Raw genomic sequence first — 25,672 nt, 5'->3', positions numbered from 1 at the left:
GAGAACGCCCCGGGCCGGCGCAGCGCAGCCCGTACGCTTTCCCCGTGACGACCGCCCCCGCCCCGCAAGCTGTCCAAGACCTTCTGCGGCGGGCCCTGCTCGCCTTCGACGCCCGCGCCCTGCACACCGGCGGTGAGGCCGGCGCCCATACCGCTGTGTTCCTCGGCGAACTGGCCGCGGACATCCTGCCTGCCATGGACGCCGCCGAAACCGAAACGGCTCGCGAGGAGCTCGCGGAGGCGTACCGGTGCCTCTCGCTGGCGGGCGAGAACCCGCTCCGCCAGAGCTGCACGGAACGCGAGTCGATGGTGAACATCGCCGTCCACGCCCTGGCCCGAGCCATGTTGCGCTGCGACACCGGCAGGACCCCGTCGGAGGAGGAGGTGCACGAGCTGCTGAGTGGTCTGTGGACCGCCTCGCTGCTGGCGTGGGCGCAGATCTTCCCCGCCCACCTGGACGGCGGGTCACCGCCGTGCGCCTGCGGAGCTCTGGGCACGCGCCCGGTCATGGCCCCGGCGACGGGGGCCTGAGCGGTGCGGCGGGCCTTCCCTGAGATCTCCGGCCGCGGGCTCGCCGCCCTCGGGACCGAGCTGCCGGCCCTGGCCGCGATCCGGGTGGCCCTGACCGGCGGCCGCAGCGGGAAGTTCCACGTCCCCCACCCCGACCTGCGCAGCTTCAGTTCCGACGCTTGCCGGTTCGCCAAGCCGGCCGCCGAGGCCTCCACTCATCCGCTCGTCGAGGTCTTCGCGCAGATCTGCAAGAAGTGCGACATCGTCCTGCCGAAGGCGCCCGATGCCCTGTGGCGGGCGGCCGCTTTCGCCGCCCAGCGCCAAGACCAGCTGGACCGCTGCCGGACCGACCGGGAGCCACAGACCTGGCTCGGGTACGCGCGGCACGCCGCCCGGTGGGCACCGGGTGACGACGAGCAGTTCCGGCGCTGGCTGGACACCGCCCGCACCGACTCCACTTTGGCCGCCGATGCCGCCGTGCTCGCCGACGCCTGGCAGCAGCTGGCAGCCCAGTTCCGCGGCTTCCTGGAGGAGTACGCCACCCAGTGCCCTGAGGTCGAGGCATACAACGGCGCCCGGGACGCGGTGCGACGCTGCGCCGACACCGACCAGCGCCGGGAGCTGGACCAGATCGGCGCGGCGGTCGGCAACCTCTCGCGCCGGCGGGCCCGGATGTACGAGCCAGAACCGCGCCTGGACGTGTGGACCCTGGTATGCGGGGTGTGGCTTGCGGCCCGCTCGCGAGGCCGTGGCGCCGAGCAGTCCGCCGACCTGGCCCGCGCCGCCGTCGCGGACGAGCTGAAGGGCGCCCGAGTGCGGGACGTCACCCAGCTGCCCGTGCCGCCGCGCACCCCCAGCGACCGGCACGCAGACCCGGCAGCGTGGGCGGACGCCGAGCTGACCCTGTGGTGGCCGCAGGCCGTGACAGCCGCGTGCACCCGCCTTGAGGAAGAGTTCGAGGCGGAATCCGCCGCCATGTCCGCGCGACTGCTGCTGGTACGCGACTGGCCGCTCACCGGCACCCGCGACACCCCGGTCGCCTACCTGGCCGCCTCCCCCGTACTGGGCCCGGTCGTCCCCCACGGGCACCGCGAGGTCGACGACTACGTGTCCTGGAGCGGCGGCGACACCGCCGGACCGTCCTACGCGGCGGTCGTTGCTGCCCCGGCGCACCTGGTGGCGAAGCTGGAACGAGAACAGGCAGCCCAGCCCTCCCACTACGAGCCGCGGTTCACCGCCGGCGGCCCGGTCACCGGCGGCGCGGCAGACCAGGCGGCAGCCGAGGCACTGCTGCGGCAGGCGTTCCCCTTCCTGCCCGGCGACGGCGACCGCGAGCCGTCCACCCCGACGGACGAGGTCCTCGAGCAGCGCCGCGCCCGGCGTGCGGCCGACCGGCCGTGGCGCGACGGAGCGGGCGAGGAACGCACCTACCGCATCGCGAGCGCCCTGCGCGACGGGTACGGCTGCTGGATTCCCGACAGCCCCCAGGCTGCCCTAGCCGAGCTGGAGGAGATGGCGCCCTGGCTGCGCTGGAGCGCACTGCGCCTGGACGTGCTGTGCGGCCGTGACGCTGAACAGCACTCGTGGGCCACCCTGTTCGGGACGCTCGAAGCCGTCGACAGCGCCTGCATCGCACTCAACCCCGGCGGCCGACACCTGCCGCTGCACGTCCCCGTGCACCGGATCGTTGCCCTGACCGGCGCCCCGCACTGGGAGCGCAGCCAGCAAACCCCCGCACTGTGGCAGCCCTACCAGCTGCTTCCCACGCCACCCACAGGTCCGGGCTCCGAGCCCGGCCGCCTTCGCGTCGTACCGGGATCCGCCGGCGCGCGCTGACCGATTTCCGAAAATGACCGCCGCACCCCGCACCGGGACCGGCCGGCTGCGGAACACCGCCCGCAAAGTGAGATCCGGGTCACAGCCGTAGCGTCCAATCGTGGACGACGGCGCACCCCCTTCCATGACCATGATCGGACCCTCACCGCGACCAGGAGGGGGTACCGCTGTGCCGGTCCTGCGCCAGCTCACGACATGCACCGCACCGTCGACCGTCGTCATCGAACGCCGCACCCGGGCACGGGACCGGCCGATGGACTACCGGCTGGAGGTCTGCCACCGTCACCGTTGGCTGGCCAACAGCTGGACCGGGCGGCGCGGCCCCGAGGGCGCCGGCGGCCGGTGTGGCACCGTCACCGACTACCGGCCCTTCGCCGCGATCGTGCAGTCCCATGCCGACCTGTGGCTCCGAGCGTTAACTACGAACGCCCCCGAGGACCACGGTGGCGACCTCGCGGCCGCGCTCCGCGCGGGATTCGAGTGGCTGACCACCTACCGGGAGCCGACCGGTGTGGCCACAGCACTGGAACACGCGGCCCGGATCGCCGAGGCGACCGCGGCCGGCACCTTGCAGCCGGCCGAGGGCCAGGCGCAGGTCCTGGCCGCGCTCAGCCTGGCGGAGACTCTCGACGCCAGCGGACGGGGAGCATGAGCCGGCGCTTCGGGTTCTGCAGCCCGGCGGCCTCACCGGGCGCGGTGTAGGGACTCACGGAGGCGGGCTGGAGGGAGTCGTCGCAGCGAGCCGTAAGGTCGAAGCAGACCGGCCCGTCACGGTGAGGCCGGGCTGTGTACGTAGGAGTCTCTCTTGTCCGCCCTCAGCGTTGCCCTGACCGCCGTCGTCGGAGCCCTGGCCGGTGCTGCGGCCCGCCCTGCGGTCTTCGCCCGCTCGGTCCCGGCGCCCGCGTCCGCCCGCAGTGCCTGCCCGCACTGCGGCAGCGCCGTCCTGGGACGCCGGCTGCCCGTACTGCCCGTCTCCGGACGCTGTCCGGCGTGCGCACAGGCGATCGGACCGCGTGCCCTCGTGCCGGAGGCGGTGGCCGCCGCCGCGTTCGCCGTGGTCGCAGCGGGCGCAGCGAGCGGCTGGTTCGCCGCTGCCCAGTACTGGGTCGCCGCGTGCGGTGTCGCCCTCGCGCTGATCGACCTCGCCGTGCAACGGCTTCCCGACGTGCTCACCCTCCCCGCCTGCGGCGGGACGCTCATCCTGCTCACCGCGGCCGCGCTGGCCGGCGAGACTGGGAGCCTTGGCCGCGCGGCGGCCGCCGCCGGCGTGCTCACCGCCGTCTTCCTCCTCATGGCGTTCTCCGGCGCCATGGGACTCGGCGACGTCAAGCTCGCACCGGCCATCGGGGCGCTCCTGGGCTGGAGCAGCTGGACGGCACTGTTCTGGGGAGCAGCCGCGGGATTCGTCGTCGGCGCGGTGTTGGAGGTAGCACGGCTGACGGCCCGCCGCGCCCGCCGCACGCACGTCTCCTTCGGCCCCTACATGGTCATCGGGGCCCTCGCCGTCTCCGTCACCACAGCCTGACCGTCGCCGCCGGGCCCTCGGAAATACCGCTTCCTGTAATAGCTCTTCCTGCATATCGATTCCCGGAACGGCCTCTACCTGACACCACCGTTCCGGAATGCGGTTTCACGGAATAAACCGAGCCTGGTCAACTCCCCTGCTCAGCAAGAAGATCGAATCCGGAACGAAGACGAACCTGTCGGGTTCCGGACTCCCTTCTCGCTCGCCTTCATCGCGCCGCCTGAGCACCGCAGTGAAGAAGCCTTGCACAGGCGGCCGAGCGAATTCTGGCCGACGACACCAGGAAGAGCCGCACATGAACACCCTCACCCGCCGAGCCGCGACCGTGGCATCCACCGGCGCACTGCTCCTCGGCGGCGCCGTCGCCACCGCCTCGACCGCCAGCGCCGCGACGGTCGGCAGCGGCGCCTGCACCCACCAGATCAAGATCAACACCGACGTGTACACAACGGTGAAGTTCCGCACCGGCCCGGGCACCGGATACACCGCCACCGGCCAGCTCTCCAAGGGCACCGACGTGTACTGGCAGTGCAACAAGGGCCGCAACGACAAGCCGGGCGCCTGGGGCTACGTCACCGTCAAGTCCGGGGCTCACAAGGGCCAGAAGGGCTGGGTCGCCGCCCAGTACATCAACGTGCCCATGCAACTGGACTGACCCTCACCGGCCGACGGAGACGAATCGAGCTCTCCCGGCCCACCAGCGCCTGAGCCGACACCTCGTGAAGGCTCAGGACGACGCAACGGCGGCCCGGCCCCCTGTGATCCCGGGCCGCCGTCGGCGTACCCGCACGCGGAGCCCAGCTCCCACCTCGCAGGGCCTCCATCGCCTGCTTCGCAGCCCCGGGCCGGGCTGACCACCGTCGGCCGGCCGGTCGAGCCCCAGGACGGGCACTATGAACCCCACCCCTTCGTCACTCGACGCACCGCCATCCCGCCTGGGTCAGGCCCTGGCCAACGCTCGTGGACAAGGCCGGGCCGCACTCGCCGCCTACCTCCCCGCCGGCTACCCCACGCTCGGGCAGAGCCTCGACGCCCTGCATCTCTTGTCGACGACCGTCGACGTGATCGAGATCGGCCTGCCGTACACCGACCCCCTCATGGACGGCCCGGTCATCCAGCACGCCGCCGCACAGGCCCTCCGGGCTGGCTTCCGCACCGAGCACCTGTTCACCACCGTGCGCGAGCTCGCTGCTGCCTCCAACACCGCGCTGGTCGTTATGAGCTACTGGCAGCCCATCCACCACTTCGGGCCCTCCCGTTTCGCCCAGCGACTCGCTGCCGCTGGCGGGACCGGCGTGATCATCCCCGACCTGCCCGTCGAAGAGGCCACCGACTGGTTGAGCGCCGCCCACGAACACCACTTGGACGCCGTGTTCGTCGTCGCCCCGAACGCCACCGATCAACGCCTGGCCCGCGTGTGCGCCGCCGCCAGCGGCATGGTCTACGCCCCTGCGACGGCCGGCGTCACCGGAGGCCAAGGCCCACTTCACCCCGGCCTGCGCACCTTCGTCGGCCGCCTGCGCACCCTCACCAACCTCCCCGTCGGCGTCGGCATCGGCGTCTCCACCCCGGAGCAGGCGGCCTGCGTCGGCTCCTACGCCGACGCGGTCATTGTCGGATCCGCATTCATCCGCGCCATCGAGGCCACCCCTGGGCCGGCTGGCGCCCACCAGGCCGCCGTCCTCGCCCAGCGCCTCGCCGACGGGCTGCGCCGAGCCGCGCCTACCGCGGCCTGAGCGGACTTCAGCCGGGTTGGGACCTGCCTGTTAAGAGCGCTTTCCGGGCATCCCTCCACGTACCGGCATGGTTCATCAAGCGTTTCGAAGTGCTCTGGCGGGAAAGTTGTAGCTACCAGGAAGTAGGCCTTTAAGGTTCCGCCCAGCACATCAACTTGTTGACCCGCTCGTGGACGAGCACACACAGGAGCGGACCGCATGCTCGCAATGCGCCCGGCTACGCCGGAAGACCAACCCCGCCTCGCCCTGATGATCCAGGCCCGCTCCGACTGGATGAAGGACAAGCAGCTCCCGAGCTGGCGCAGCTGGGGAAAACACGTCCACGAGCTGGCCGGCAACTGCACCAGGCACCCGAGCGAGATGTGGGTCCTCACCGAAGACGACCGGATCCTGGGCTGCACTACGGTCCTCCGAACCGCGGCACCCTGGACCTGGACCGCCGACGAAGCGGCCGAGACTGCCTACTATCTGAACGGCACCGTCACCGACCCCGCTGTACGGCACCGCAAACTCGGCACACTCATTGCCGATTGGGCCGTCGACCACGCAGCCCGTGCAGGCATCAGCCACGTCCGCCGCGACTGCAGCTCTGCAGCCCTCGCCGCGTACTACCAGCAGCAGAACTTTCGACTCATCCGTAGTGTGGCGACCCTCGGCGGCCACACTACGTACGCTCTAGAGCGGAAGGCCGAGCGAGTACCCTCTCTCGCCGGATGGCTCATCACCAGCGAATCTTCAGCCGTGATTTCCAGGAGTCTGCGAAATGCCCTATCAGGGGCTGCGCGATCAAATGCTGCCGAGGCCCGGCGGCTCTTCACGAATTCGCTTCGCCGGCCAGCCGAGGCGCCAGCCATTATCTAGACTGCGCGAGTCCTGAAATTTCGCCGCGCATGGGCTCCCGTTAGTCAGTCCTGCCGTGCAGCATGAACGGCCTTTCTCCCTCAGGACCGTCGGCGCCGGGGCCTGGGGGGCGGCCCGACCAACAAGACGACCCCTATCGCTATCGAACACACCAAAGCGGCGGGTCGCCCGACCGGAACGAGCCCGCCGCTGTCGCCACAGTTCTGCGTCGACCTTCTCAGTGTCCGATTTGTAGCGTGATCGACTGGAAGTTGGGGTCTACAAGCCGAGCAGGAAGTCGAACTCACCGTCCTTCGCCCCCAGCAGCCAGGCCTTGGCCTCGCCGGGGGTGTAGACGTGCGGGAGGCGATCCGGGTTCTTCGAATCGCCCACCAGGACGAACCCGTCCTGCGTGCCGACCCTGACGCAGTCGCCCCCGCCACCGCTGTGCGAGGACACCACCCACTCCACGGCCGACAGGTCGAACTCGGAGGGGGCGGGCTTGCTCTTGCTCACTACTTCTCCTTGATCATTTCCTCGATGAGGACGCGCGTGTCAGCAGGGCTCAGAGCCCGCTTCCATAGATCGGTGAATACCTCGTCGTAGTAGGCCACGTCATCGGGTTGGTCGAAGTAGACCGACCTCTTCGCGAGCTCGCACCAGACAACGTCCCTGGACGCCTCGTCGAACCCCATTAGAACGAACGGCCCAGCAAGGCCTGGGTGGCTCCCGATACTGTCCGGCAGCACGCGGATTTCAATCTTCTCCTCCTGCGACACACGCAGGAGGCGCTCGAGCTGCCCGTGCCGGACCTCTTCGTCGCCCACCTTGCGACGCAACGCCCCCTGTTCGAGCAATGCCTGGAACTCGCGAAGCGGACTCCCGCCGAAGACCTGCTGTTGCCGATCCATACGGACGTCGACGAGACCGCGGACATCCGCTGCACTGAGTTCGGGGCGCATGCTCGCGATGGCATGTCGTGCGTAGAGATCAGTTTGGACAAGACCCGGCGTCAGGTGCGGTTGATAGTTCCGGATCCGCGACGCGCGCCGCTCCAGTTGGAGGTACCCCTCGAACTTCATCGGTCCGAGTAGCGCTGCGTGGCGTCGCCAAAGCGCCGGCCGACGTCGGCGACCGGCTGGAGTCGTGTCCACGCTCAGCAAGCCGAGCACATACCGTCGCGTCTCGGGTTCGGCCCCGTACAGGTCGAGCAGGCCCTCTACGAGGTCGCTCGGCAGTGTCTTCTGCCTGCCGTTCTCGATCTTGCTCAACGTGGAGACGTTGGTCCTGATGCTGCGTTCTCGCATGAGGAGTTCGACGGTCGCGCCCTGCGTCAGGTCGCGGCGCTCTCTCAACTCCTCCAGCCGACTGCCCACTTCGCTGTGCGTGAGTGACCAGGGGGCCTCGTTCGCATCCGCCATGGTGGCCAGTGTGGCGGTCGGTCCGGCTTGCGACAACCAATTCTATGAAGAAAATTTCTAGGTTGTGTTGCGCAGGACACAGATGGAGGAGCATCCTGACCGAGGTCACGATCTGTGTTGTTGGTGTCGCGCCGTGTGGGATGTGTCCGCTCCACCGTGAGAGCCGCGCTCCGTAGCTGTTCGAGGAGGGCCGTGTTGATGCCCCACCCCAGCTTGTTCCACGTCATGCTCGTGGAGCGCCGGTGGGACCAGTGGAGCGCGTTCTGTCTTCAGTTCGAGCGCGCAGCCCGTGATCTGGCGGGGGAGCTGGGCAAACCGAGGCTGGCCAGTGTCACGGTGTCGCGGAAGAGTTTCCACCGGTGGGCGAAGGGCGACTGGTATGGACGGCCCTGGCCCGACACCGCTCTGATCCTCGAACATCTCTTCAAGGTCCCGGCAGCCGATCTGTTCAGCCCAGCACCGGCTCTCATCCCATCAAGCGCTTCCGTGCCCGAGGGCGAGGCTCTGCGCGCCTCCGTGTTCGTCGCAGAGCAGTGGCCCACGAGCCGGTTCTTCATGGCGCCCGGTGAAACGGTCGGCGGGTGGGAACTGGCCGGTCGGCAGACACTGGACGGCACGACAGCGGCTGTCGCCTTCCGCGCCGCCACTGGTGAAGGTTGCCTCGCCCACCTCGACGCTGGCGACGCGGGAGCCTTGTACGAATTCCTCCGACCAGCCCGTCGCGGCTTCCTCATCGGCGTTGACGACCGGGAGTCGCCGCAGCTCTTCGTCGTCGACGCCGCGATCGCCCGCCGTGACAGAGCGGCATCGGCCGGGCAAGGCGCGTTAGCCCTGCCGAAAGGTCACTTACTGGATGACCTCACGTACGGCTTGGTGTGGTCCCTTGTGCAGTTGGACGACGGACTCCTGGCCGACGACTTCGCTCTTGAGCAGGAGCAGAAGGTACTGGAGACGTACCTCGATCTCCCGCGATCGGCTCCCAGTCGCAGGACCGTTCCTGACCTCACGAAGGCAGGTGCCCAATGGCTCGGATCCACCTACTGTGCCCGCCACATCATGCGGCGGCTGGAGGGCCTGACGGAACCCCCGGCGTTCTGGACCCGTGAGCAGACGGGCGAGCAAGCCGCCGCGTGGCTGTGGCTCAGGCACAAGACTGACTACCTCCAGACCATCTCGGCGCGCTATGCCGGCTCCGCCCCGCTCTCCCGCGCCTTCTGCATTCCCGAGACCGAGGTGAGCCGCAGCGGCAGGTACGAGCGGATCCTTCTGCTGCTGGCCATCGCGCTAATGGAACTGCACGGGGTTCGTGTGGATGTGCTGTCCAAGCCTGAGTACTCCCACGTCGACGGCTTCGCCTTGGTCCCGGGGCAGCGAGCCGTGGTGGCCAACTGGGCGCGGACAGACGAGGAGATCTGGGCTGTCGACACCGTCACACGGCGGCCAGCCCTGCGGGAGTACAGCGAGGCCCTCGGCGAAGCGCGGGAGCACAGCGTGATGCAGGGCCCCGACCCGGAAGTCCGGCTCCGCTCCATGGCCGGATACCTGGACATCGACTGGGTGTGGCTGGTCGAGCGGTCCCGTGAGATGCGCGAATGCGGCACGGCGAGCATCGTCCGCCCGCGCAGCCGGCACCTGACCGCGGAATCCCTCGACGAGGTGTTCGCCTTCCTCGCCTCTCTTGCCCCGGACCGCTGAGAAGTCCGACGCTGCTTCCGCACTCCTTGATCCGCTTCTTCGAAAGGTAGCCCTCATGGACCCCAGCCCTCGGGCCCAGCTCCCCTCCGCTCTGGTTCTCTCCCTTGGCGGCACTATCGCGATGGCGGCCCCGGGAGCAGGACACGGCGGCGTAGCGCCCCGGTTGACCGCCGAGGACCTCGTCGCCGCGGTTCCGGAGCTCGCCGAGGAGGCCGAGCTGGAGCTGCGGGACTTCCGAAAGATCCCCGGAGCGTGGCTGGAGATCGACGACATCGCCGCTGTCGCCGAGCTGCTCAACAAGCAGGCCGCGGAAGGGACGACCGGATTTGTGATCACCCAAGGGACCGACACCCTGGAGGAGGTTGCCTACCTTCTCGACCTGCTGTACGAGGGGGCGGCGCCCGTCGTGGTTACCGGCGCCATGCGCCACGCGCAGATGGCCGGGGCCGACGGTCCGGCCAACGTCCTCGCCGCGGTGCGCACCGCCGTCAGCCCCCAAGCGCGCGAGATGGGTGTCCTCGTCGCCTTCGCCGACGAACTGCACGCCGCCCGCCACGTCCAGAAGATTCACAGCACCAGCCCGTCGGCCTTCTCCTCGCCCGGGGCTGGCCCGGTCGGATTCCTGATCGAAGGCCGGCCGCGGTTCCAGTTCGCCCTGCCGCGACAGCCGCGCGTCGAGCTGCCCCTGATCCGCCCCGCCTCCGTCGAGGTGATCGAAGCCACGCTCGGAAGTGAGGGCGCCTTCCTCGACGCAGCGAGCTCCCTGGACGGCCTGGTCGTCGCGGCCTTCGGCGCTGGCCACGTACCCCGGACGTGGGCTCCGCGGCTGGGCAACTTGGCCTCCCGTTTCCCGGTCGTCCTCACCTCAAGGACGGGGGCGGGGAGCGTCCTTACCGGCACTTACGACTTCGGCCCGGGCTCCGAGACCGACCTCCTGGGCCGTGGCCTGATCAACGGCGGCCGGCTTGAGCCGCGTAAGGCCCGGCTGCTTCTGCTGGCGCTGCTGCGCTCCGGCGCCGATCAGACCACGATCCAGGCCGCTTTCGCGGCGCACCGCTGACCCACCGAGACCCACGATCGGATCATCATGCGCGCCACCGAGATCACCGTCGGCCGGACGTTCGCCGTCGTCTTCGAGCACGGTGAGGACTTCTACGAGTCCCTGGACCGCTTCTGTCGCGAGGCCGGCGTCCGGGCGGGCCACCTCACCTTCATCGGCGGCTTCAGTCATGCCCGGCTGGTGGGGACCTGCGAGCCCTTGGAGCACCCAGAGCGCCCGCTGTGGAAAGAGGTCGAAGTCGAGACCCTGGAGGTCCTCGGGAGCGGGACGCTCGCCTGGGACCCCGACCAGGAGCGAGTCGCCCCACACATCCACATCTCGGCAGGGCTCAAGGCGGACTCCGCCGACGGACGCACCAGCCATCTGCAAGGCGGGACAGTGCAGTTCCTTGCCGAGGTCGTCATCGAAGAGTGGACTGCTCCGGAGGTAACCCGCCCACGTGACCCCGGCCTGTACGACGTGCCCCTGCTCACGTTCGGCCGGACGGACTGACGCCCTGGCCGACGCGGCCAGTACGCCAGGACCTGGCCAGCGGAGCACATGCATTCATCCGGAGCCCACCTGAAGGGGACGGCAGGTGCACACCACCACACGATTCGCCCTCCTGGTGCAAGAACGGCACTGGGACTCGTACGAGGTCTTCTGCATCCGCTTCGCCAAAGCGGCGGCGCGAGCGGCCGAGAAGGAGAACAACCCGCGGCTCGCACGCACCGACATTGCCCGCAGTACCTACGCCCGCTGGATGGGGCGCAAGGGTGCGATCTCAAGCACCCCCCGCCGTGATGCCGCCCTCGTCCTTCAGCACATGTTCAACATGTCGCCCGAGCGGCTCTTCGAACCCATCGACGCCAGCTCCTGGAGCTCAGGGCACCGCAGCACCGCCCCTGTCGCGCCCGCGGATCCCCCCGGATTCGACGACCCTCTGACCATCGTGAGCCAGACTCACAGGCTGACCAGCTCCAACGCCGACGACCCCGTCCTCGGCATGGTGAGGGGAACGATCGCCAGCATCGTGGCCCGGTACGAAACGCTCGGGCCCCAGCATCTGGCAGGGGAAGCCAGGATCATCCGCGAGACGCTGCACGGCATCCTCGCCGGCCACCAACCGCCCCGTACGAGGACGGAACTCTTCCGGCTTGCATCACAGGCCTCGGGACTTCTCGGATACATGGCCGTCAACGCCGGCGCCCGCTACGAGGTGGTCGACGCCTACTGCTCGGAAGCGGAGACCTTGGCCCGGGAGGTCGGCGAGGTGGCCATGGAGATGTGGGCGAACGGCACCCGCTCGCTCGGCCTCTACTACCAGAAGCGTTATGCGGACGCTGACGACGCCGCTTCCGCGGGTATCGCCCTCGCCCCGGGCCACCCCCAGGCCATCAGACTGCTGGTCAACGGCCGTGCCCGGGCGCTCGCGCGCATCGGCGATCGCGCAGGAGCTGAAGCAGCCATCGGGCACGCCCTCGAACTCTCAGACCGCCAGACGTCACTCCCCGACGGCCTCACCTCGTGCATCAGCTTCGAGCCCTACTCCATGGCGCGCTCCCTCGCCAACGCCATCACCACACGGCTGTCCCTCGGGGACACCGCGGAGGTCCTGGCCCACGCCGACCAGATCGAAGAGCTGATCGAGCATTCACAGTCAGAGTGGAGCCGTGCCCTGGTCGGACTGGATGTGGCATCCGCGCTGCTGAAGCAGGGCTCGCCCGAGATCGAGCACGCCATGGCGCGGGGCCGCCGCGCCCTGAGATCAGGCACCGGTCGGCCAATCAAATCCGTCTGGGAGAGGGCGGTCGAGCTCTACCAGAACGCCGAGCGGTGGCACGACGAAGCTGAGGTAGGGGACTATGCCGAGGAACTGCGGACTTGGCAGTCACAACCGCAGGTCGGTCTGATCGCCGTCGGCTGGGCGTCGCAGATCGCACCCTGACCCTCCGAGGAGCTACGTGTCGCCCGAGCTGGACACCGATCCCAGCGCCTTTCCCAGCGCGCCGCCTGCCAGCCTCGACGATCCCGAAGTGATCGTCGAGCACGACTGGCGGGCGTTCCAGCGGGTCGAGCGCATGGCCGATCACTGGGACCGGCCCGGGTGGTCGGATCGGCAGCGCAAGTACTACTGGATGCACACGTTCCCGGACCCCGGCCAGTTGCTGCAGCGGACGGAACACTGCCAACGGGCTCTGCAGCACCTGGGCATGGATCCTGTCCCCGCCGACGGTCTGCACGTGACCCTGCTGCGCGTGGGCGCAGTCGACCAGGTATCGACCGCGCAGGTGGAGCACCTACTCGACTTGACGCAGGAGCTGCCCGTCAGCGCTTTCCACGGCCTCGCTCACCCTCTGGCCGGCTCACGGGGCGCCGTCCGTTTCAGCCTCACGCCCTGGAAACCGCTGGTCCGCCTCCACGCCGCCCTTCACGCTGTGGGAAAGCAGGCCGGCGTCCCCGGCGGCGCTCCGACGACGGCGTTCCGCCCGCATCTGGGTATCGCCTACAGCAACCAGGAGCGACCCGCGCCCGCGGTCATCGACGCCGTCGAACCTCTGCGGTCTCTCCCGCCGGTGCCGCTGCACTTCACGACCGTGGATCTCGTGGAACTGCGGCGCCAGGGCAGAACCTACCGCTGGAGGACCATCCGCTCGGTTCCCCTGCCCTCCTCCGCAACCTCGCGGACTGCGCTCGCCTAGAAGGTGATCGCACGGTGGACGGCAACGGCCCGGCAGCGCTGTCCCGTCACAGGCCGGTGCCGGCCGCCAGCCTCTCCTTCTGCTTCGGGTGCATCTGCGCGCGGACTCGGGCGTACGCGTCGTCGAGCAGCCGCAGCTCGACGGCCGTGAGGACGGGTCCGGAAAGAGACCCGAAGCTCTCTTCGAGCTGAGCCTCACTGGTGAAGCCGACGACCGTGGCACAGTGGCCGGCGCGCTGAACGCCAGACAGCAACGCGAGGCGGGTCAGCGTTCCCGGAGTGTCACCGAATCTGGCGTACAGCGACTCAAGCCCGCAGGGTGCCTTCTCGGCGCCGGCCGGAGCGAGAGCGGTCCGGAGACCCAGGGCCTTCGGCGCCGCGAGGATCACGCCGACCCCGTGGCGTGCCGTGAAGGCGAAGAGGTCTTCGCCTTCCAGCGTGATGGTCGGCGTCAGGGCGTTGCATCGAGTCCAGATGACGTTCGGTCTGATGAGCCGGAAGAGGTGGAGGAATCGCTCGGCGCAGGCGGCGCGTTCGGCGGGAGTCGCTTCGGCGGGCGTGTATGGCCCCCGCATTCCGATGGCCTTGATGGCGCCGACTTCCCGCAGGGTGTGCATCTGATCGATTGCGGTGCCCAGGTAGCGGTCTTGAGGGCCGAAGTCCCACGAGTCCAGGGTGTAGAGGTCCAGCTCCTCGGCGTAGAGGTTCTCCAGTGTCTGCTGCAGCTGGTGGTGGATGTGCCGGTCGGCGTAGGCGTGCGGCGCGGAGCCTCGGATCTTCCCGACCTTGCTGCTGATCAGGAAAGTCTGATCCGGATACTCCCTCAGCAGGCGCCCCAGCATTCGTTCGGCCCGCCCGGCTCCGTAGGAGTCCGCTGCGTCGAAGAGGTTGGCGCCGAGTTCCACGGCGCGGCGCAGGCCGTCGAGGAAGGGACCATCGTCCTCGCCGCGGGTGGGGCTCCCCGCCAGTCCGACGGCGCCGAGGTTGACGCCCAGGGGGTGAGCTAAGAGGCCCTGTCCCAGATGACGACTCATGGTGTCCAAGTCGGTCATCAGCGAGATCCTTCCCGCGTCAGCACAGCGATGACGATCTTTCCGTTCGCGGTTTCCTCGACCGACCAGGTGTTGGCGAGGTTCTGGATGATGAACAATCCGCGTCCGCATGTGGCCGCGGTGTCCGGCTCCACGGACGAGTTGCGCGGGTGTGAGGGGAGGACGCCGGTGTCATGACCCAGGTCGACGACGCCCAGCGCCGTGCCAAGTTCGTAGACCTCGATCCTTATGAGGACCGCGCCGCGGCTGTGCTTGACGGCGTTGGCAATGAGTTCACTTGCGACCAGCTTGGCGTCATCGAGCTGTCCCTCGTCGACATCGTCCAGGAAGCTGGTGAGCGCAACGCGTGCGGTGCGTTGCGGGGCCGGAAGTCCTGCAAGCTCGACATCGCAGTGGTCTAGCAGATTTCCGAGGCTCTGGTCATGGACCAGCTCGGCGGTAGTCGGAGGCAACCTCGTCTCCTCGTGATCGAGACGCCCTGCGGCGCGGCCGGAATCGACCCACCTCCACCGTGACGGAACACGGCAGGCATCGGTACGCCAAACCGCGGCCACTTCTGTGTCACTTCGCCCGCCGCCCGCCGCTGCGCCGCACCCATGACGATGGATAAAGCAGACCAAAACACCCTCGGTTTGTGCTCGTGCCGCGGGTGAAGTGGCCCACAAGTGGCCGCGGTTTGGCGTACCGCTGTCCCGCCGGTTCCGTCACCGTGGAGTGACGCCAGCGACCGCGGTCCCGGAGCCACCGGATTGCGGGCCGCTGTCTGGGCGGTCAGCTCCTTCCCGGGTCGTCCAGATCGGTTCCGCGCACGCCTGACAGTCGTGGGACCTGTCCCTGTTCTGGTGCCGCGCCGGCCTCCCCCGCTACGGCACGGCACCAGAACTCCCCCTCACGATTCACCCGAGCGGTCTTCTCGTCTGGAGAGCAGTTCACATGAACTTACGGAGTCACCACCTGTGGCATGTCGGTGGCGACGTCCGCGCAGCCAGCTCGACCGAGCGACGGCCTGCGTCTCGGCTGTTTCGCCTCGGACGGCCCCTACGTAGCGGCGGCGACATCGTTGGACCCTTGATTGCTCAGGTGCTGGGAGACCCGTCCCAACCTCTTCCCCGTTGCCAGGGCGAGGTCAACCAGATGGTGGCCGTATTCCGTGAGCATCTGCCGGTGCTGGCGCTGGCAGCGGGCGGGCCGCGTCGGCTCGCGCTCCTCGCCAGCGCCGCCCCAACCGACTACATGGGCTCGCGGGTGCACCTGATCCTGCTGGCCGAGACCGCACAACACCTCATTGCTGCCGCCAAGGCAGAGGCGAAGTCCGCAGTCGACCACCCCACGAGCGGGGCGCGCGCCGCCGCACGGCAGTACACCCCCGTGAACGCCGTACGCCAGCGCACGCCCTCGGGCTCCGAGCCCTATGCGGAAGGCATCCGGTGCCACCCCGTCACCGCAGCCTCCGGAAGACCGGAGCGAGGCGCAGGGCCGTAGTGCTGCTGCCTCCCGGCTGCCGTGGTGCGTGCTCTCCCACGGCAGCCGGTCCCTCTGCCGGATAGCCAATCGCTCCTCCCCCAATGCCGATTCTTCCGAGGACTCACCATGTGCCAGCACAAGCCCACCTGCCCCCCCGCCGAGGCCGCGGACCGCGAGGCCGCCGTCGTGGTCGCGGCCCACCCGGAACAGGGCTGGAGCCGGTTGTGCAACGGTGTCCTCCTCTTCGAAGACACCGGCGAGATCCTTCCCAACGGCAAGATCGTCGCTCCGCACCGGTTGACGAGCGCCGCAGCATGAACAGGACCCAGCACGAACAAGGGGGTCTTCCGGTGCCGTACATCACCGCGTGGAGCGGGGAAAATCACCGGACTCCTGCCGTGGTGCGTCACCCGAGCGGGCGAGGTATCGGCTTCGCGGGCGAGATGCCGTATGACCGCGACGCGGACGGGGTGCTGTGGGTCAGGCAGTCCATCGCCCCCGGATCGGGCCGAGCGCTGTTCCCGAAGGTCCACGTGCTTCGCCAACGGCGCGCGGTGAACCGGATGCTGTGCCAAGTTTGCGGCGCCGACACCCTGGAGCAGGATCCGGAGCGGCAACTCTTCGTTCTCAAGCACGTCGGTCAGCCGGTGGCTGAGGGGGAGCTGACCACCGCTGCCCCAGTCTGCCCACCGTGTGCGCTCATCGCGGTCAAGCACTGCCCGCACCTGCGCGAACACGTGGCCGCCTGGGTCGAACGGCCGCTGGCCTGGGGTGTCGCCGGCATCCTCTACGACCCGCGGACACTGCTCACGGTTCCTGGCAAGGACGTCGTCAACGTCTCCTACGAAGACCCCGCACTCCCCTGGCTGCTGGCGAGCCGTCAAGTGCTGTCGCTCCAGGGCTGCACCGCCGTCGATCTGAACGACCTTCGAGTGAAGGCTGTGGCTCGATGAACTCAGTGCTGCCGGCCGCGGCCGCTCGAAGCCGGCCCCGCCCTCCGCGCCTTCAGGTTTGTCGTTCGCGCGGTTCGTGGCGCTGAGCGAGCCCCTCCCGTACCCGCCCCCGTTCCCCACCTTGCCTCGCAAGGCCTCGGGAGCACCCGCACCTATCGAGACGGATATTCCATGGCTGGGCGTATCGAGGACTACGCACTCATCGGAGACATGCAGACGGCCGCCCTGATCTGCCGGGACGGCAGCATCGACTGGCTCTGCTTGCCGCGCTTCGACTCCTCCTCTGTTTTCACCCACATCCTGGGAACCGGGGATCACGGCTACTGGCAGATCGGCCCCGCCCGCCCCGACGGTGACCCGGCCCCGAATGCGGACCGGCGCGGCTACCGCGGCGACGCACTCATCCTCGAATCCGAGTGGGACACCCCGACCGGCACCATCCGTGTCACTGACCTCATGCCTCCCCGTGACGGCCACAGCCCGCAGCTCATCCGGATCGTTGAAGGGATCAGCGGCACGGTTGAAGTCGCATCCGCCTGGTGCCCGCGCTTCGGATACGGAAAGCACCGGCCCTGGATCTACGAACATCAGGGCCGCACCGTTGCCATCGACGGGCCGGACGCCCTCTGGCTGGACGCCACGGTGGACACTGTCCAAAAGGAAGACGCCCAGGTCAGCCAGTTCACCGTCAGCGCCGGCGATACGGTGAATTTCGCCCTCAGCTGGCACTCCTCCCATCACCTTGCGACACCGGAAATCCCGGACACCTGGGCTGCGTTGGAGGCCACCGAAGAGTTCTGGCGGGAGTGGGTCGCGCGGTGCACCTACGACGGCCCGTACCGTGATGCGGTCGTCCGCTCTTTGATCACGCTGAAGGCCATGACGTACGCGCCGACCGGCGCGATCGTCGCCGCCGTGACCACCTCTCTCCCCGAGACGATCGGTGGCGTACGCAACTGGGACTACCGCTACACCTGGCTCCGCGACGCTTCGATCACCCTGTCCGCCCTGCTGCGTACCGGCTACCGCGAGGAGGCCGAGGCATGGCGGCAGTGGCTCCGGCGGGCCGTGGCCGGCAACCCTGACGACATTCAGATCATGTACTCGATCCTGGGCGAGCGGAATTTGCCCGAGCGGGAGTTGCCCTGGCTGCCCGGGTACGAGGGCTCCACGCCGGTTCGAGTAGGCAACGACGCTGCCGACCAACTCCAGCTCGATGTTCCCGGCGAGGTCATCGACACGCTGTATCTGGCCCATATGCACGGCATCGCCCGGTGCGAGCGCACCGCGACCCTGCACCTCGGGCTCGTCGACTACCTCAAGCGGCGCTGGCAGGAGCCGGACGACGGCATCTGGGAAGTGCGCGGCGGACGACGCCACTTCGTGCACTCCAAGATCATGGCCTGGGTCGCGGTCGACCGCACGGTTCGCCTGGTGGAGGCTGGCGTCCTCGACGCCGATCTGGCCGAGCTGGCCGAGCTCCGCGACGCCATCCACGCCGAGGTGTGCCAGATGGGCTACGACTCCGAGCGGAACACGTTCACCCAGTCCTATGGATCCACCGAATTGGACGCGGCCCTGCTGCTGCTCCCGCGCACCGGGTTCCTCCCGCCGGACGACCCGCGGGTCATCGGCACCGTCGCCGCGGTGCGCCGCGAGCTCTCGACGGACGATGGCCTGGTCCACCGCTATCCGACCGACGGCAACCAAGTGGGAGTCGACGGCCTTCCCGGTGACGAGGGGAGCTTCCTGCTCTGCTCCTTCTGGATGGTCGACGCCCTCGCGCTCACCGGGCAGCTAGGGGAAGCCCGGGCCTTGTTCGAGCAGCTGCTCGCACTGTGCAATGACGTCGGCCTGCTCGCCGAGGAGTACGACGTGGCGTCCGGCCGCCAGCTGGGGAATTTCCCCCAGGCCTTCTCGATGATCGGCCTGATCGAGAGTGCCGTCCTGATGAGCGAGCTGGAGCGGACGGCTAGGCCGGTGATCGCCGCATGAACACGGTGCCCGCGATCGCGGACCTCTTCCCGGACACAGTCACCGCCGATGCCCCGGTCGCTGTCGAGATCGGCCGCGACTGTGACACCGCGGCGATGCCCGAGCTGGCGGCACGCCGGATTCTCTCCCTGCTGGGTCACATCAACCCGCACCCGGTGGGCGCCGCGATGGCCCGCGGGAACGAGTGGGTACTGATCCTGCCGCCCCATTCCGGCCGCGGATTGTGCTGGCCCTGGCCGGTAGACCACCGCGACAGCGGAGTTCTGGCCGTGCCCCCGCTGAGCTCCGGCCCGGCCGAGGATCTCCACTGGGCCCGACTCGGCAACAGCGAGGGCCGCGTCTACTCCGCGCCCCTGCCGCTGTATGCGTCCCTACCGCTGCTCACAGCACTTCGGCCGCAACCCGAAGCGCGCCGCCTCGGCCTTGCCCCCGCCCGTTCACAGTCGACCCCCACTTCGCGCGAGGACCTCACATGCTCGATTCGCTGGTGACCGCGACCGCACTGCTCGGTGGCGGATTCGCCACCACATCGGTGGGACTCATAGTGCAGGCCCGCAGAAAGCGGGCCCTGGCCGCCCGGGTCGCGCCCCTGGAAGCCCAGCGGGATTCCGCGCTCGCATACGCCGGCGCGATGGAGGCGGAATCGAAGCATTTCGCTGAGGTGCGGATGCCCGCGTTGGTGGACGCCCTCGCCCGCGGACACCGTGGCGTGCCGGTGCCCGGACTCAGCCAGGAGCGTCTGGCCGGCACTCCCATCGACCAGGGCCATCAGACCGTGATGGGGCTGCTCCAGGAGGCCCTCACTGTCACCCGCGATCAGATCGGGCTCTCCGCGCGGTCCTCAGTGCGGGACATCATCGACGAGGCGCAGACACACCTGCACCGCTGCCAGATGAACGTCGTCGAAGAGATGGACCGCTACCCCCAGGGCACGACGTATCACCAGAGCCTGATGGGCTTCGACCACCTGGTCACCCAGGCCCTGCACACGCTCCAGCGCACGCGCATCCTGGCCGGCTCGTGGCCCGGTCTGCAGCGTGCGGACTGCACTTTCGGCGAGGTCGTCGAATCCGCGCGGGGCCGGATCAACGCCTATCTGCGGGTGAGTTACACCTACGAGCCCGGCAGCGGCGAGACCTGGCTCGAAGGCCGTGTCGTCGAGCCGGTCACGGTGGCGCTCACGGAGCTGCTGTCCAACGCCACCGCGTACTCCGACGGCAAGGTCTTCGTCGAGGTGCAGGCGTTCCAGACGGGGTTCTGCATCGTCGTCGACGACGGCGGCCTGAACATGAACGCCTATCAGCGTGAGGAGGCCGCCCGGAAGTTGTCGCGGCACACCGTGCTGGACGTGACGGCTCTGGAGGACACGCGCCAGCTCGGGTTCGCCGTCATCGGCCGCCTCGCCGGCGAGTACGGGTTCGCCACCGATGTCACCAGTACATCCCCGTACGGCGGCGTGCGGGCCGTCCTTCGCATCCCGCGGGAACTCTTCGGACACGGTCCGACCGCAGAGGAGACCCAGGCGGAGCGCCGAGCAGCGGCCTCTCGGGCCACAGGCCACGCCTCGGCCTCACCGACCGAGGCTCCCCCGGAAGGGGGCCAGGCCGACCGGCGGGGTGAGCCGTCGGACGGCAGTGTCCTGCCGCAGCGGCGCAGGCGCTCGCCCCGTCCCACGGCCCCCGTAATCACCGGCGCGCCAGCGCCTGCCGAGGACCCTGAGGCGTTCACGCAGGGCTTTGCCCACCTGGCGGAGACCATCCGCGACCACGAGTCCAGCCCCACCGAAGGAGAGCAGTTCCGTGCCTGACCAGCAGCCCACCGCCGACACCCACGACATGTCCTGGGTCCTCAACCGACTCGCGGAGGAGAAGGGCGTTCTGCACGCCGTCCTCTTCAGCTCCGACGGCATGGTGCTGGCCCACTCGGACGGCGTCCACCGCGATGTGGCCGACCGAGCCGGGGCCAGTTCCTCGAGCATCTTCTCTCTCGGCCGCTCCATCGCCGAGCTCGCCGAAGCGAACGAGGACGAGGACACCCCCCGCAAGGTCATCATCGACCTGCCGAACCGCTGCATCCTCGTCTTCGGAGCCGGGCACAACACCGCACTGGCTGTATCCGTCACCGCGGAGATGACCGCGCCCGAAGTGGCCGTCGCCTCCGGGGCGACGATCAAGGCCATCAAGGGCCTGGCTCCCGCGCTGTCCGCCCGGGAGCGGACAGCGTACGGAACGTCGTGACCCCCCGCGGCCGGCGGCGCGCCGGGATGGTGCGGCCCTACACCCCGACCGGGGGAAGGGCCGCGCCCACCCGCCGCACCCTGGACCTGGCCACTCTCCTGATCGCCGACCCGGACAAGCCGCTGCACGGCCTGGACGCCCACTCCCGCCGGCTGATGCAGCACTGCCTGCCCGGAGTGCTGTCGCTGGCCGAGGTCAGCGCCGACCTGCAACTCCCGGCCGCTGTGACGAAAGTGCTGGTCTCCTCCCTCGTCGACAGCAGCCACCTCGTCAGCCGTGACCCCGTACCCGCCGCTCAGCAGCACGACAGACAGCTGCTGGAGAGGATCCGCAATGCGCTCATCGACCTCTGAGGGCAACTACCTGGCGCCCGGTGTCAGCCACTCGGTGAAGATCGTCGTGCTGGGCCCCTTCGCCGTCGGCAAGACCACGTTCGTCGGTGCGGTCTCCGAGATCAGGCCCACGTCAACCGAGGAACGGATGACGAAAGCCGGCGAGATCGTCGACACGCTGCGCGGGTTGTCGGACAAGAACACCACCACGGTCGCGCTCGACTTCGGCCGCCTGACCCTGACCGACGACATCGTGCTCTACATGTTCGGCGGCCCCGGTCAGCCGCGGTTCGACTACATGATCGACGAGCTGATGCAGGGCGCCCTCGGGGGCGTCGTCCTGGTCGACACGGCGCGTATCACCGAGTCCTGGGACGCCATGGGGCGCATGGAAGAAGCCGATCTGCCCTACGTGGTCGCGGTCAACACCTTCGCGGCCTCCCCCCACTACAGCGAAGCCGAACTGCGCAAGGCCCTGGACCTCCACCCGTCCACGCCCCTCGTCGAGTGCGACGTACGGGAAAAGAGCTCGGCGAAGTCGCCGCTGATAGCACTCGTCTCCCACCTGCTGTCCCGTCCCAGCCTGGAGCCCGCCTCATGACCATGCCGCCCCCGCTCTCCGCGAGCGGCTGCCCCATGCTGCACGGGGCCGCCTTCGCCGCCCAGCCCCAAGCCACCTACGACCAACTGCGCAGCCAGGGACCCGTCGGCTGGGCCGAGATCGCCCCCACCGTCCACGCCCTGGTCGTCACACAGCACCGCGCCGCCGTCACCCTCCTGAACGACACGCGCACGTACTCCAAGGACTCCCGCCGCTGGGCAGCCCTGGCCAACGGCGAAGTTCCGGGCGACAGCCCCGTGCTGGGCATGATGGCCTGGCGTCCCTCGGTCCTCTACACCGACGACCAGGAGCACGCCCGCCTGCGCTGGGCGATGGACGACTGCATCGCCCGCATCAGCACCCACTGGCTCAGGGAGATCACTCAACGCAGCGCCCTGACGCTGATCGCCGGGATCATCGGGGACGGCCAGGCCGACATCATGAGCGACTTCGCCGACATCCTCCCCATGCTGGTGTTCGCCGAACTTCTGGGATGCCCGCCCGAGAAGTCCACGCGCATGGTGCGCGCGTGCCAGGACCTCATCAGCGCCGGCCCCGAAGCGGCCCAGGGCGCAGCCGACTTCGCAGGGCTCCTGTACGAGCTCATCCAGATTCGCCGCGCCCAGCCCGGCCAGGACCTCACCTCCTGGATGATCAACCACGCCGCCGCGCTGACGGACGAGGAAGCACTCAACCAGTTGTTCTGCGCCGTCGGCGCCGGCATCATCCCCGCCGCCGCGTGCACCGCCTGGACTCTTCACCTGCTCCTGCGCGATGACGACTACGCCGGCAACCTCGCCGCCGGAACTCTCACCGTGCGCCGCGCCCTTGAGAAGGCGCTGTGGCAGCGCCCGCCGATGGCGAATTTCTCCGTCCACTTCGCCCGCCACGACACCTACCTCCACGGGGCGTACGTGCCGGCGGGGTCTCCGGTTCTCATCTCCCACGCGGCAGCGAACACCGACCCGGCGCTCCCCGACGACCTCGGGTACGACAACCGCAGCCACCTCGCCTGGTCGGCGGGGCCGCACCGCTGCCCCGCTATCTCCCAGGCGACCACGATTGTCCAGACCGGTGTCGAGACCGTTCTGGACCAGCTGTGGGACATGGAGCTGATCTCCACCGATCCGGAGCCCCTCCTGCGGCACGGCCCTTTCCACCAGTGCCCGCAGACGATGCCCGTCAGGTTCCGGCCCAAGTCGCAAGACCGTCTTCCCACCGCCGCTCTCGCAGGAGGTTCCTCGTGACCAGCACCCCCGCCCGGACCGCGACCGTGACACTCGACAGCAGCGGCGGCCGCCGCCTGTTCGCCCAGGCCGACGAGCTCCGGGCGGCTGGCCCGGCCGTCCGGGTCCGCATGCCGGAAGATGTCCCCGCCTGGTCGGTCACCCGCGGAGACGTCGCCAAGCGGCTCCTCACCCATCCCGACGTATCCAAGGACGCCCGCAAGTCCTGGCCCTCCCACACTCCGGGTTCCATACCGTGGCTGTACGCCTGGGTCGACGTCGTCTCGATGTTCACCTCCGACGGCGACGACCACAAACGCCTGCGCCAACTGGTCAGCCGCGCCTTCACCCCCGGGCGGGTCGAAGCGATGCGCCCGGTCCTCCAGGCCATCGTCACCGACCTCCTCGACACCCTGGCCCTCCAGGACCAGACCGCGCCCGTCGATCTGCGCACCCACTTCTCCTACCGGGTGCCCACGCGCCTGATCTGCGACCTCTTCGGCGTTCCCGCCGATCAGCGCCCCGAGATGCTCCGCGTCATCGACTCCGTCCTCGCCACCGACGTCACCGCGGAGCAGGCGGAAGCGACCAAGCATGACCTCTACCAAGCCATGCAGACACTCATCGACGTCAAACGGGCCACCCCCGGCGAGGACATGACCAGCCTGCTGCTGGCCGCCCACGAGGAAGACGGCGACCGGCTCAGCCACATCGAGCTGATCTCGACCCTGATCCTGATGATCGGAGCGGGCAGCGAAACCGCCGTCGCCCTCATCAACGCCGCCGTACGCGAGCTCCTCAACCACCCGGACCAGCTGGCGACCGTTCTGTCCGACCCCCGGCGCTGGCGCGACGTCATCGAGGAAGCCCTCCGGCTTCACCCGCCGATCATGCACCTGCCCCTGCGCTACGCCACCAGGGACATTGACCTCGGCGAGGGCGTCACCATCAAGGAAGGCGACGCCATCCTGATCGGCTTCGGCGCCCACGGCCGCGACCCGGGTGTCCACGGCGATCCCGAGGCTTTCCGCATCGACCGGGACGACAAGGACCACATGGCCTTCGGTCACGGCATCCACTACTGCCTGGGTGCCCCGCTGGCCAGGCTCGAAGCCGAAGTAGCGCTCCCGGCGCTGTTCGAGCGGTTCCCCCGGCTCGCCTTGGCCTGCAGGGCCGAGGACCTCGAGCCGCAGCGCTCCTTCATCGGCACCGACGTCACCGCGCTGCCCGTCGTGCTGCACGCCGCGGCGTAGAAGCGGCGCTACGGCGTCGGCGGAGACGGTGCTCACCGTCCCCGCCGGCGCACCGCAACCACCCCACACGTTCGTCACACCATCGCCGACCCAGGACTCGACATGACCACCGCCCTGCCCGCCACGACCCTCACTGCTGATCAGCGCCGCGTCGCCGCGCGACTCGTCTACGGCGTGTCCAACAAGGCGATCGCCAGCCAGGTCTGCCTGTCCGTGGATGGCGTGGCCAGCCACCTCAGTGCGGCCCGCAAGAAGATGGGCTGCCCGGGATCTTCGCGTGCCGTCCTCGTCCACACCCTTCTCGCCGCCCGAGAGGTTCCCCCACCGGCCGGCAGCGGGACGGTTCCGGCGTTCACCAACCGCGAAGTGACCGTCATACGGGCCATGGCCGAGCACACCCTCAACGCCGACATCGGGAACGCCATTGGTGTGCCGGCCGACGACGTGCGCGCCGAGATCGACGCCACCGTGGACAAGGGGGACGCCCGCAACGCAGCCCACCTGGTCGGGCTGGCACACACGTGGGGCATTCTCGGCACCTCGGACTCTCATTCCGCGACCGACGCAACGGCCACGGCGGAGCCCGCCCGATGAGCACCCAGGGCAGCTTCAATAGCGGCGACCGGCGGCAATCTCCGACGGGTCGTGGGCCCACCGCGCCCGTGTACGAGGTGCTGCCGATCAACACCGACGCCGCTCGCGCTGAAGCCGCGGCCCTGGCCACGGACCGCGCCGGCCTGCTCGCTGGACAGGGCATAACCGTCACCACCGATCGCGCCAATGCCCTTCTCCGGGAAGGCGGCGCCCTTGGGTTCTACGAGGGCGGCATCCTCGTCGGCGCTCTCGTCCTGCACAGAGATCCGGATATGCGGCGCTGGGGTGCCAACGGCCGCGATCCGGGACTTCTGGTGTCCCTTGATCCGGTGACGGTCGGGTCGAGCCAGGTCGGACGGATGCTGACCCTGTGGCTTGCCGATTACGCGGCCAACAGCCGTCTGATGTGGGTCTGGTGCGACGTTCCGTGCAAGCCCGGAGCCGTCGATAAGACAGCCCAGTGGTTACTGCAGTACCTGTGCGACCTCGGGTGGGAGACCCGATCGCGAACCAGTCTGAGTCCGACAGGTGAACGCGTCATCCGTCTGCGGCTGCGTGCGCAGGCCAGACCCGCACTGACAGAGGTGATCTCCGATCCGGCCGCAGTCGGGCCCTCGGCGGTGAGAGCGCCATGACGACGCTTCACCTCGGCCGCCCAAACCC

General features: G+C 69.1%; 29 protein-coding genes. 25 read left to right on the top strand and 4 right to left on the bottom strand.

The window, feature by feature from the left end:
* Nucleotides 1–44: 44 nt before the first annotated feature.
* The 7 genes from ACF07B_RS28885 to ACF07B_RS28855 all read left to right on the top strand — a co-directional run bounded on the left by ACF07B_RS28885 (nt 45) and on the right by ACF07B_RS28855 (nt 6,467).
* On the top strand, nt 45–530 hold the full coding sequence (locus ACF07B_RS28885) for a hypothetical protein (RefSeq protein ID WP_392181105.1): 486 nt from the start codon (nt 45–47) through the stop codon (nt 528–530).
* A 3-nt stretch (nt 531–533) separates the two neighbouring features.
* A complete protein-coding gene (locus tag ACF07B_RS28880) occupies nt 534–2,345 on the top strand; it encodes a hypothetical protein (protein ID WP_392181104.1) in 1,812 nt (603 codons plus the stop codon).
* A gap of 169 nt (nt 2,346–2,514) precedes the next feature.
* A complete protein-coding gene (locus ACF07B_RS28875) occupies nt 2,515–2,997 on the top strand; it encodes a hypothetical protein (protein ID WP_024127118.1) in 483 nt (160 codons plus the stop codon).
* 153 nt (nt 2,998–3,150) lie between these two features.
* Complete coding sequence (locus ACF07B_RS28870) at nt 3,151–3,870, top strand: A24 family peptidase (RefSeq protein WP_024127119.1); 720 nt, start codon at nt 3,151–3,153, stop codon at nt 3,868–3,870.
* Between the two features lie 295 nt (nt 3,871–4,165).
* Nucleotides 4,166–4,525 carry an SH3 domain-containing protein gene (locus tag ACF07B_RS28865; protein WP_024127120.1) on the top strand — a complete coding sequence of 120 codons (360 nt, stop codon included), beginning with the start codon at nt 4,166–4,168 and terminating at the stop codon, nt 4,523–4,525.
* Between the two features lie 238 nt (nt 4,526–4,763).
* A complete protein-coding gene (trpA, locus tag ACF07B_RS28860; RefSeq protein ID WP_392181103.1) occupies nt 4,764–5,606 on the top strand; it encodes a tryptophan synthase subunit alpha in 843 nt (280 codons plus the stop codon).
* Nucleotides 5,607–5,804: 198 nt separating this feature from the next.
* On the top strand, nt 5,805–6,467 hold the full coding sequence (locus ACF07B_RS28855) for a GNAT family N-acetyltransferase (RefSeq protein ID WP_024127122.1): 663 nt from the start codon (nt 5,805–5,807) through the stop codon (nt 6,465–6,467).
* Between the two features lie 258 nt (nt 6,468–6,725).
* Here ACF07B_RS28855 and ACF07B_RS28850 read toward each other — a convergent pair whose 3' ends face one another.
* On the bottom strand, nt 6,726–6,962 hold the full coding sequence (locus ACF07B_RS28850; protein WP_006379209.1) for a DUF397 domain-containing protein: 237 nt from the start codon (nt 6,960–6,962) through the stop codon (nt 6,726–6,728).
* Complete coding sequence (locus ACF07B_RS28845) at nt 6,962–7,867, bottom strand: helix-turn-helix transcriptional regulator (protein WP_006379119.1); 906 nt, start codon at nt 7,865–7,867, stop codon at nt 6,962–6,964. The genes ACF07B_RS28850 and ACF07B_RS28845 overlap by 1 nt, the downstream gene beginning before the upstream one ends.
* Before the next feature lie 225 nt (nt 7,868–8,092).
* Here ACF07B_RS28845 and ACF07B_RS28840 point away from each other — a divergent pair, with 225 nt between their 5' ends.
* From ACF07B_RS28840 to ACF07B_RS28820, 5 genes are all read left to right on the top strand, one after another.
* Nucleotides 8,093–9,562 (top strand): transcriptional regulator, XRE family protein, encoded by a 1,470-nt coding sequence (locus tag ACF07B_RS28840; protein ID WP_392181102.1) that lies wholly within the window; start codon nt 8,093–8,095, stop codon nt 9,560–9,562.
* Between the two features lie 55 nt (nt 9,563–9,617).
* Nucleotides 9,618–10,622 (top strand): asparaginase, encoded by a 1,005-nt coding sequence (locus tag ACF07B_RS28835; RefSeq protein ID WP_044472856.1) that lies wholly within the window; start codon nt 9,618–9,620, stop codon nt 10,620–10,622.
* A 27-nt stretch (nt 10,623–10,649) separates the two neighbouring features.
* Entirely contained in the window at nt 10,650–11,114 is a 465-nt protein-coding gene (locus ACF07B_RS28830; protein ID WP_006378560.1) for a PPC domain-containing DNA-binding protein, read from the top strand.
* Nucleotides 11,115–11,199: 85 nt separating this feature from the next.
* The gene (locus ACF07B_RS28825) at nt 11,200–12,549 is read left to right on the top strand and encodes a hypothetical protein (protein ID WP_006378694.1); all 1,350 of its coding nucleotides are present in this window, start codon (nt 11,200–11,202) and stop codon (nt 12,547–12,549) included.
* A 16-nt stretch (nt 12,550–12,565) separates the two neighbouring features.
* Nucleotides 12,566–13,303 (top strand): 2'-5' RNA ligase family protein, encoded by a 738-nt coding sequence (locus tag ACF07B_RS28820; RefSeq protein WP_392181101.1) that lies wholly within the window; start codon nt 12,566–12,568, stop codon nt 13,301–13,303.
* Nucleotides 13,304–13,349: 46 nt separating this feature from the next.
* Here the strand turns inward: ACF07B_RS28820 and ACF07B_RS28815 are convergent, their stop codons facing one another.
* Both ACF07B_RS28815 and ACF07B_RS28810 read right to left on the bottom strand, forming a co-directional pair.
* Entirely contained in the window at nt 13,350–14,354 is a 1,005-nt protein-coding gene (locus tag ACF07B_RS28815; protein WP_392181100.1) for an aldo/keto reductase, read from the bottom strand.
* Nucleotides 14,354–14,806, bottom strand: a complete 453-nt coding sequence (locus ACF07B_RS28810) for an ATP-binding protein (RefSeq protein ID WP_392181099.1) — start codon at nt 14,804–14,806, stop codon at nt 14,354–14,356. The genes ACF07B_RS28815 and ACF07B_RS28810 overlap by 1 nt, the downstream gene beginning before the upstream one ends.
* A 616-nt stretch (nt 14,807–15,422) precedes the next feature.
* Between ACF07B_RS28810 and ACF07B_RS28805 the strand changes: the two genes are divergently transcribed.
* The 13 genes from ACF07B_RS28805 to ACF07B_RS28745 all read left to right on the top strand — a co-directional run bounded on the left by ACF07B_RS28805 (nt 15,423) and on the right by ACF07B_RS28745 (nt 25,644).
* The gene (locus ACF07B_RS28805) at nt 15,423–15,836 is read left to right on the top strand and encodes a hypothetical protein (protein WP_392181098.1); all 414 of its coding nucleotides are present in this window, start codon (nt 15,423–15,425) and stop codon (nt 15,834–15,836) included.
* Between the two features lie 108 nt (nt 15,837–15,944).
* Nucleotides 15,945–16,136 (top strand): DUF5999 family protein, encoded by a 192-nt coding sequence (locus ACF07B_RS28800; RefSeq protein WP_392181097.1) that lies wholly within the window; start codon nt 15,945–15,947, stop codon nt 16,134–16,136.
* A gap of 32 nt (nt 16,137–16,168) precedes the next feature.
* Nucleotides 16,169–16,771 carry a hypothetical protein gene (locus ACF07B_RS28795; protein ID WP_392181096.1) on the top strand — a complete coding sequence of 201 codons (603 nt, stop codon included), beginning with the start codon at nt 16,169–16,171 and terminating at the stop codon, nt 16,769–16,771.
* A 171-nt stretch (nt 16,772–16,942) separates the two neighbouring features.
* The gene (locus tag ACF07B_RS28790; RefSeq protein ID WP_392181095.1) at nt 16,943–18,766 is read left to right on the top strand and encodes a glycoside hydrolase family 15 protein; all 1,824 of its coding nucleotides are present in this window, start codon (nt 16,943–16,945) and stop codon (nt 18,764–18,766) included.
* Entirely contained in the window at nt 18,763–19,257 is a 495-nt protein-coding gene (locus ACF07B_RS28785) for a hypothetical protein (RefSeq protein ID WP_392181094.1), read from the top strand. Before ACF07B_RS28790 ends, ACF07B_RS28785 begins: the two co-directional genes overlap by 4 nt.
* A complete protein-coding gene (locus ACF07B_RS28780) occupies nt 19,239–20,573 on the top strand; it encodes a histidine kinase (RefSeq protein ID WP_392181093.1) in 1,335 nt (444 codons plus the stop codon). The genes ACF07B_RS28785 and ACF07B_RS28780 overlap by 19 nt, the downstream gene beginning before the upstream one ends.
* Nucleotides 20,566–21,003 (top strand): roadblock/LC7 domain-containing protein, encoded by a 438-nt coding sequence (locus ACF07B_RS28775; protein WP_249938710.1) that lies wholly within the window; start codon nt 20,566–20,568, stop codon nt 21,001–21,003. The genes ACF07B_RS28780 and ACF07B_RS28775 overlap by 8 nt, the downstream gene beginning before the upstream one ends.
* 26 nt (nt 21,004–21,029) lie before the next feature.
* Nucleotides 21,030–21,356 (top strand): DUF742 domain-containing protein, encoded by a 327-nt coding sequence (locus tag ACF07B_RS28770; protein WP_212728929.1) that lies wholly within the window; start codon nt 21,030–21,032, stop codon nt 21,354–21,356.
* Nucleotides 21,337–21,936, top strand: coding sequence for an ATP/GTP-binding protein (locus tag ACF07B_RS28765; protein WP_060880087.1), 600 nt, complete (start codon nt 21,337–21,339; stop codon nt 21,934–21,936). The genes ACF07B_RS28770 and ACF07B_RS28765 overlap by 20 nt, the downstream gene beginning before the upstream one ends.
* On the top strand, nt 21,933–23,183 hold the full coding sequence (locus ACF07B_RS28760) for a cytochrome P450 (RefSeq protein ID WP_392181092.1): 1,251 nt from the start codon (nt 21,933–21,935) through the stop codon (nt 23,181–23,183). Before ACF07B_RS28765 ends, ACF07B_RS28760 begins: the two co-directional genes overlap by 4 nt.
* Complete coding sequence (locus ACF07B_RS28755) at nt 23,180–24,415, top strand: cytochrome P450 (protein WP_392181091.1); 1,236 nt, start codon at nt 23,180–23,182, stop codon at nt 24,413–24,415. Before ACF07B_RS28760 ends, ACF07B_RS28755 begins: the two co-directional genes overlap by 4 nt.
* 102 nt (nt 24,416–24,517) lie before the next feature.
* Nucleotides 24,518–25,009, top strand: coding sequence for a LuxR C-terminal-related transcriptional regulator (locus ACF07B_RS28750; protein WP_392181090.1), 492 nt, complete (start codon nt 24,518–24,520; stop codon nt 25,007–25,009).
* Complete coding sequence (locus ACF07B_RS28745) at nt 25,006–25,644, top strand: hypothetical protein (RefSeq protein ID WP_392181089.1); 639 nt, start codon at nt 25,006–25,008, stop codon at nt 25,642–25,644. Before ACF07B_RS28750 ends, ACF07B_RS28745 begins: the two co-directional genes overlap by 4 nt.
* Nucleotides 25,645–25,672: the final 28 nt, after the last annotated feature.

Source organism: Streptomyces sp. NPDC015532, assembly GCF_043078065.1.
Taxonomy (GTDB): domain Bacteria; phylum Actinomycetota; class Actinomycetes; order Streptomycetales; family Streptomycetaceae; genus Streptomyces.
The sequence above is the reverse complement of the archived record's forward strand: the minus strand, read 5'-3'. Positions and strand labels throughout refer to the sequence as shown.